This is a genomic window from Desulfovibrio sp. (genome assembly GCF_018379785.1).
Classification (GTDB): domain Bacteria; phylum Desulfobacterota; class Desulfovibrionia; order Desulfovibrionales; family Desulfovibrionaceae; genus Desulfovibrio.
In genome coordinates this window covers 1-6,532 of record NZ_JAGZUV010000095.1, presented here as the reverse complement: position 1 = coordinate 6,532, position 6,532 = coordinate 1, and the positions used below count along the sequence as shown (strand labels likewise).

The 6,532-nt window shown below is 62.5% G+C and carries 5 protein-coding genes; 4 read left to right on the top strand and 1 reads right to left on the bottom strand.

The features are described 5' to 3' along the window. A partial coding sequence (locus KH208_RS14415) for a leucyl/phenylalanyl-tRNA--protein transferase (protein WP_291437447.1) occupies positions 1-544 on the top strand: 544 nt, incomplete at its 5' end. Here KH208_RS14415 and KH208_RS14410 read toward each other — a convergent pair. Beyond that, complete coding sequence (locus KH208_RS14410; RefSeq protein WP_291437445.1) at positions 505-999, bottom strand: hypothetical protein; 495 nt, start codon at positions 997-999, stop codon at positions 505-507. The genes KH208_RS14415 and KH208_RS14410 overlap by 40 nt on opposite strands. Positions 1,000-1,262: 263 nt before the next feature. Between KH208_RS14410 and uvrB the strand changes: the two genes are divergently transcribed. The 3 genes from uvrB to dapB all read left to right on the top strand — a co-directional run bounded on the left by uvrB (position 1,263) and on the right by dapB (position 6,299). Continuing rightward, positions 1,263-3,302, top strand: coding sequence for an excinuclease ABC subunit UvrB (gene uvrB, locus KH208_RS14405; protein WP_291437443.1), 2,040 nt, complete (start codon positions 1,263-1,265; stop codon positions 3,300-3,302). Positions 3,303-3,375: 73 nt separating this feature from the next. Beyond that, a complete protein-coding gene (gene ligA / locus KH208_RS14400) occupies positions 3,376-5,511 on the top strand; it encodes an NAD-dependent DNA ligase LigA (RefSeq protein ID WP_291437441.1) in 2,136 nt (711 codons plus the stop codon). A gap of 8 nt (positions 5,512-5,519) precedes the next feature. Further along, positions 5,520-6,299 carry a 4-hydroxy-tetrahydrodipicolinate reductase gene (gene dapB / locus KH208_RS14395; protein WP_291437440.1) on the top strand — a complete coding sequence of 260 codons (780 nt, stop codon included), beginning with the start codon at positions 5,520-5,522 and terminating at the stop codon, positions 6,297-6,299. Positions 6,300-6,532: the final 233 nt, after the last annotated feature.

Sequence of the window (6,532 nt, the reverse complement as noted above, 5' to 3'; positions counted from 1 at the left end):
GCGCCGCCGCCCCTTTGAGCTTACCCTGGATGCGGCCTTCGGCGAGGTCATCCGGGCCTGTGCCGGATTGCGCGCAAGCGGGCACGGCACCTGGCTCACGCCGGAAATGATCGCGGCCTATGAGCGCCTGCACGCCCTGGGCTATGCGCATTCCGTGGAGGCCTGGCGGGACGGCGCACTGGCCGGCGGCCTGTACGGCGTGGCCTTGGGCCGGGCCTTTTTCGGCGAGTCCATGTTTCATCGTGAATCCGAGGCCTCCCGCGCGGCCCTGGCCGGGCTGGTGGCCTTGTTGCGGCTGCGCGGGACGGTAATGCTGGATTGCCAGCAAGAGACCCTGCACATCATGCGGATGGGCGGGGTCATGCTGCCGAGGGCGGCGTTTCTGGAGCGGCTGGCAAGGGCGCTGGCCGCAGAGGGAAGGCGGGAAGAGCGAGAGGAAAGGAAGCCGGACGCTCTTCGGCGGCAATGCGCCGTTCCCTGGGCCCCCTGGAAAACGGCCTATGTCTATTCCGCCATCAGCGGTTCGTGGATCGCCAGGTCATAAAAGCCGCGCGCCACAAAGGGCAGGGGATAGTTGGGCACGGCTTCGAAGCGGATGAAGCCCGTGCTCTTGCCCTCGGGAATGCCGCTCAGCGGGGCCACGCCCAGCGGCACCGGCAGATCCAGCGGGCAGACGGTGATCTTTTCGATGTGCTCGGCATAGCGCTGTTCGAGGTAGTCCACCAAGGCCCGGCTTTCCTCTTGAGTAAAGGCTTCCAGAATGCAGCGCAGGGCGGCTTCCTCGGTGGCGCCCTGCAACACTTGGGGCGGCACTGCCGGATCGGGCGGACCCACCAGCTTTTTTCCCTTCAGGGTCGCCAGTTCCTCTTCCGTGGCTCCGTGGCGGAAAATGTGCACTTCCACATGGCGGCGGCCCTTGAAGGCGCTCAGGGTCGCGGCCACAATATAAACCCTGTCCAGCGGGGCATCGGACGGCGCGGCAATGCTCTGTTTTTCCATGATCGTTCCTGTCTTGTTTGTGTGGCGTGTTCTAGATCAGATTAACTTTGAGAATTGAAATTCTCAAAGTTTTGAAGCCGCTCGCTTCGGCGCTTAGCTCTGCTGTCCTCGCCCGTAAAGCTCGAAGATTCGCTAACGGGCGAGGCACCTGCGCAAATAAATTGCGCTTACGCCTACGCGGCGGGCGTCTGCTCGCGCAACCGCCAGAGCAATTTCAAAACGACTTGCTCTAACGTCTCCCTTTTACCCCAAAAGCGATCTCTATGGAAGATAAGTCAACCACTCCTTTCAGTTTGCAGACCGGCTACACGCCCATGGGCGACCAGCCTGAGGCCATAACCGCCCTGACCGACAATATCCGGGCCGATGTGCCCGCGCAGGTGCTCCTGGGCGTGACCGGCTCGGGCAAAACCTTCACCATGGCCAATGTGATCGCCCGCTGCAATCGCCCGGCTCTGGTGCTTGCGCCCAATAAAACCCTGGCCGCCCAGCTCTACAATGAGTTCCGTGAGCTTTTTCCGCGCAATGCCGTGGAATATTTTGTGAGCTATTACGACTATTACCAGCCCGAGGCCTATGTGCCCGCCTCGGATACCTATATCGAGAAAGATTCCTCCATCAACGACAATATCGACAAACTGCGCCACGCGGCCACGCACGCCCTGTTGACCCGGCGCGACGTGGTCATCGTGGCCTCGGTGTCCTGTATTTACGGCCTGGGTTCGCCGGAATACTACGCCAAGATGGTTATTCCCGTGGAAGTGGGGCAGCGCCTGCCCATGGACGATCTGATCACCCGTCTCGTGGAAGTGCATTACGAGCGCAACGACTACGACTTTCACCGCGGCACGTTCCGGGTGCGCGGAGACGCTCTGGAAATCATCCCGGCCTATCATCACGAGCGAGCCCTGCGTCTGGAATTTTTCGGCGACGATATCGACGCCATGCGCGAAATCGATCCACTCACCGGCGAAGTGCTGGCCGAAGTGGGCAAGACCGTGCTCTATCCGGCCAGCCACTTCGTTTCGGCCCAGGACAACCTGAAGCGCGCGGCCGGGGACATCCGCGATGAACTGGCCGCGCGGCTTACGTACTTCAAGGAGCACGGCAAGCTGGTGGAGGCCCAGCGCCTGGAACAGCGCACCCAGCTGGATCTGGAAATGATCGAGGAACTGGGCTACTGCAACGGCATTGAAAACTACACCCGCCATCTGGACGGCCGCAAAGCCGGCGAGCCGCCGTCCTGTCTGCTCAATTACTTTCCGCGCGATTTTCTGCTCTTTGTGGATGAATCGCACATTACCATTCCCCAGGTGGGCGGCATGTTCAAAGGCGACCGTTCGCGCAAGCAGACCCTGGTGGAATACGGCTTTCGCCTGCCCTCGGCCCTGGACAACCGGCCTTTGCAGTTCGACGAATTTAGGTCCCTGCTCAATCAGGTGGTGTATGTTTCCGCCACGCCGGGCCGCTACGAGCTGGACCAGGCCCAGGGCGTTGTGGCCGAACAGATCATCCGGCCCACCGGTCTGGTGGACCCGGAAGTGGAGATCCGCCCGGTCAAGGGCCAGATGGAGGATCTGCTCAGTGAGTGCCGGGCCAGGGTTACGCGCGGCGAGCGCGTGCTGGTGACCACCCTGACCAAGCGCATGGCCGAGGATCTCACCGAATACTGTTGCAATATGGGCGTAAAGGCGCGCTATCTGCATTCGGACATCGAGACCCTGGAGCGTCTTCAGATTATCCGGGCCCTGCGCATGGGCGAGTTCGATGTGCTGGTGGGCATCAACCTGCTGCGCGAAGGCCTGGATATTCCGGAAGTTTCCCTGGTCTGCATTCTGGACGCGGACAAGGAAGGCTTTCTGCGTTCCACCGGCTCGCTGATCCAGACCTTCGGCCGTGCCGCGCGCAATGCCCAGGGCCGGGTAATTCTCTATGCCGACAAGGTGACGGCCTCCATGAAGGCCGCCATGGACGAAACAGGCCGCCGTCGCGCCAAGCAGACGACCTACAACGAAGAGCACCACATCACGCCCAGGAGTACGACAAAAAGTCTTGAATCTCCGCTGGATACGCTGTATGTGGATAACGATGCGGCCAAGGGCCGGGGCAAGGGGCGCGGTAACGGTAAAGCCAACGTCAAGGCTGATGCGGCGCCGCTCACCGCCGAGGATACGGCAGCCCTGGTGCTCAAACTGGAAAAGGAAATGCGCCAGGCCGCGCGCGATCTGGAATTTGAACAAGCCGCGGAACTGCGTGACCGCATCCGTGCTTTGCGCGCCCGGCTTATTGCCCTTCCCGAATAAAGGAAGTGCTGGCGAATGCTCTGGTCTTGGTAAAGACCAGAGCATTCGCCAGCACGTGCTAAAGGCATTCTCTATGTCCCCTCAGAACAAGCCCCCTGTCGAACAGCATTCGCTTCTCGCACCGCAGCCTTCGGCGCAGGAGCGCGAGCGCGCCCGCTGGCTCAGCGCCGAACTGGAGCGCCATAATTATCTTTATCACACTCTGGACGCGCCGGAGATCAGCGATGAACAGTACGACGCCCTGTTCCGGGAGCTGACGGAGCTTGAAGAGCGCTGGCCCGGCCTGCGCAGCCCGCATTCACCCACCTTGCGGGTAGGCGGCAGGCTGCTCGACGGGCTGGCCAAAAAGGCCCACCGCCGCCAGATGTACGGCCTGGACAATGTGTTTTCCGACGAGGACTGGCGCGACTTCGTGGAGCGCATGCAACGGGCCTGGGATGCGGAACTCAACGGCCCTCTGCCGCTGGACTTCTGGTGTGATCCCAAACTGGACGGCCTGGCTCTGGAAATCATCTATGAGAACGGCCTCCTGATTGAAGCCCTGACCCGTGGCGACGGCGAAACGGGCGAAGTGGTCACCGAAGCCGTGCGCACCATCCGCACCGTGCCCCTGCGCCTGCGTGGAGAGGAGCCCTTTCCGGCCCGCCTGGAAGTACGCGGTGAAGTGGTCATGTTCAAAAAGGATTTTGAGGCCCTCAACGCCCAGCAGGAGGCCTTGGGCCGGAAAACCTTCGCCAATCCGCGCAACGCCGCCGCCGGCACCTTGCGCCAGCTGGACATTTCCGTTACCGAATCCCGGCCCCTGCGCTTTCTGGCCTACAGCCTGGGCGAGGCGGACTGGGCTCCGGCGAAACCCTGCCTGTTTCAGCATGAACTCATGGAACGTTTAACGGCCTACGGCTTTCTGACTCCGCCCGACGGCAGGCTCTGCGCCGGAGCGGACGAGGTGGAAGCCTACGCGGCCTGGGTGCGCGAACACCGTCAGGATTTTCCCATGGAAATCGACGGAGCCGTGGCCAAAGAGGATAATCTGGAAGCCCAGGAGGCGCTGGGCTTCACGGCACGCGCGCCGCGTTTCGCCGTGGCCTTCAAATTTCCGGCCATGCAGGCTGAAACCCGGCTTACGGGCATTGACATTCAGGTGGGTCGTACCGGCGTGCTTACGCCCGTGGCCGTCCTGGAGCCCGTGCCTGTGGGCGGGGTTATGGTTTCGCGGGCCACCCTGCATAATGAGGATGAGATCCGCGCCCGCGACGTGCGCGTGGGCGATACGGTCATTGTGCAGCGCGCCGGGGACGTAATCCCCGAAGTGGTGGGGCCGGTGCTGTCCAGGCGTCCGCCCGACGCCGTGGAATTCGTCTTTCCGCACACCTGCCCGGCCTGCGGCGAAGCCGTGCACCGCGAGCCCGGCGAGGCGGCCTGGCGCTGCGACAATCTCTCCTGTCCGGCGGTGCGCCTGCGCGCCATCAGCCATTTTGTGTCCAAGGCCGGTCTGGATATCCAGGGGGTGGGCCAGAAATGGATCGCGCAACTGGTGACCTCGGGCCGGGTGCAATCTCCGGCGGATTTGTTTACATTGAAGGCGGAAGAGCTGCTGGACTTTGAGCGCATGGGCGAGGTGCTGGCCCGGAAGTTCGTGGACGCTCTGGACGAGGCCAAGCACACGGCCACCTTGCCGCGCCTGATCAGCGCCCTGGGCATCCGTCATGTCGGCGAGCAGACCGCGCGCCTGCTGGCCGGACATTTCCGCGATCTGGACGATCTGGGCCGGGCCGACGCCGAAACCTTGCAGGCCTTGCCCGACGTGGGGCCGGAGGTGGCGGCCTCCATCCGTAACTTTTATGAAAGCCCGGCCAACCGGGCGCAGCTGGAGCGCTTCCGCGAGCTGGGGCTCTGGCCCCTGAGTCCGTTGGCGGACGCGAACGGCGCGGAGACGGCACAGACGCAGGCCGGGCCGTTGCAGGGTAAAAATATACTGTTCACCGGCACGCTTTCTCTGCCGCGCGGCAAGGCCCAGCATCTGGCCGAAGCCGCCGGGGCCGTTTTGGCGGGCAGCGTGAACAAGAAGCTGGATTTTCTGGTGGTGGGCGACAAGCCGGGCGGCAAGCTGGACAAGGCGCGAGCCCTGGGCCTCGCCGTGCTGGACGAGGCGGCCTTCCGCGAACTGCTCGCCGCTTCGGGAATACCCCTGGACCATGCAACAGAGTGAGGCCACACATGAGCACAGCCATTATCGTCGTGGGCGCCAACGGGCGCATGGGCAGAACCATCAGCGGCCTGGCAGCCGCCGATCCGGCATACACGCTGGCCGGTTTGGTGGACAGCAGGGAGCATCTGGACGCGCTGTCCGGAGCGGGCTGCCCGGTGGCAGATTCGCTGGAGGCTTTGCTGCCGCGGGTTCCGGGCGCGGTGATCATTGACTTCACGGCTCCGGCGGTCAGCCTGCACTCGGCGCGCGTGGCGGCCCGGACCGGGCACGCCCTGGTCATCGGCACCACGGGCCTCAGCGATGAGCAAAAGGACGAACTGCGTGCTCTGGCTGAAAAAGCGCCTCTTTTCTGGTCTTCCAATATGAGCATCGGCATCAATGTGCTGTTGAAAATCCTGCCGGAACTGACCAGGGCTCTGGGCGAAAGCTATGACATCGAAATGGTGGAACTGCACCATAACCGCAAAAAGGACTCTCCCAGCGGCACGGCTCTGACCTTGGGCGAATGCCTAGCCGAGGCGCGCGGCTGGAAGCTCCCGGACGTGCGCTGTTCCTCCCGCGACGGCATTGTCGGCGAGCGGCCCAAAGCCCAGATCGGCATCCAGGCCATCCGGGGCGGCGATGTGGTGGGCGTGCACACCATTTATTTCATGGGACCCGGCGAACGCATCGAAGTGAGCCACCAGGCCCATTCGCGCGAGACTTTCGCCCAGGGGGCCCTGCGCGCCGCCGCCTGGCTGTCCCGACAAAAGCCGGGGAAGCTTTACGGCATGCGGGATATGGTTTGACGACATCAACATTCGACCATTTTTGTCTCGAACCGGGGCGAACTTCTTGTCCAAAAACAAAAAATCCTGAATGGTAACGCCGTTAACGGTAAGGACAGTTTCTGAAAGGCAGCCCGATGGGCTGCCTTTTTTGTATAAAGGGCTTTAGCCAGTTGAGCGAGCTATGGCGAGCGAAACAGAAATCCACCCGCTATGCGGGTGGAAAAAATTTGTTATACAAAAAACACCTTTCC

Excerpts from the sequence above, each read along its gene's own strand:
- dapB (WP_291437440.1), top strand. The coding sequence starts at position 5,520 with ATGAGCACAGCCATTATCGTCGTGGGCGCCAACGGGCGCATGGGCAGA.
- ligA (WP_291437441.1), top strand. The coding sequence starts at position 3,376 with ATGTCCCCTCAGAACAAGCCCCCTGTCGAACAGCATTCGCTTCTCGCA.
- KH208_RS14410 (WP_291437445.1), bottom strand. The coding sequence starts at position 999 with ATGGAAAAACAGAGCATTGCCGCGCCGTCCGATGCCCCGCTGGACAGG.
- uvrB (WP_291437443.1), top strand. The coding sequence starts at position 1,263 with ATGGAAGATAAGTCAACCACTCCTTTCAGTTTGCAGACCGGCTACACG.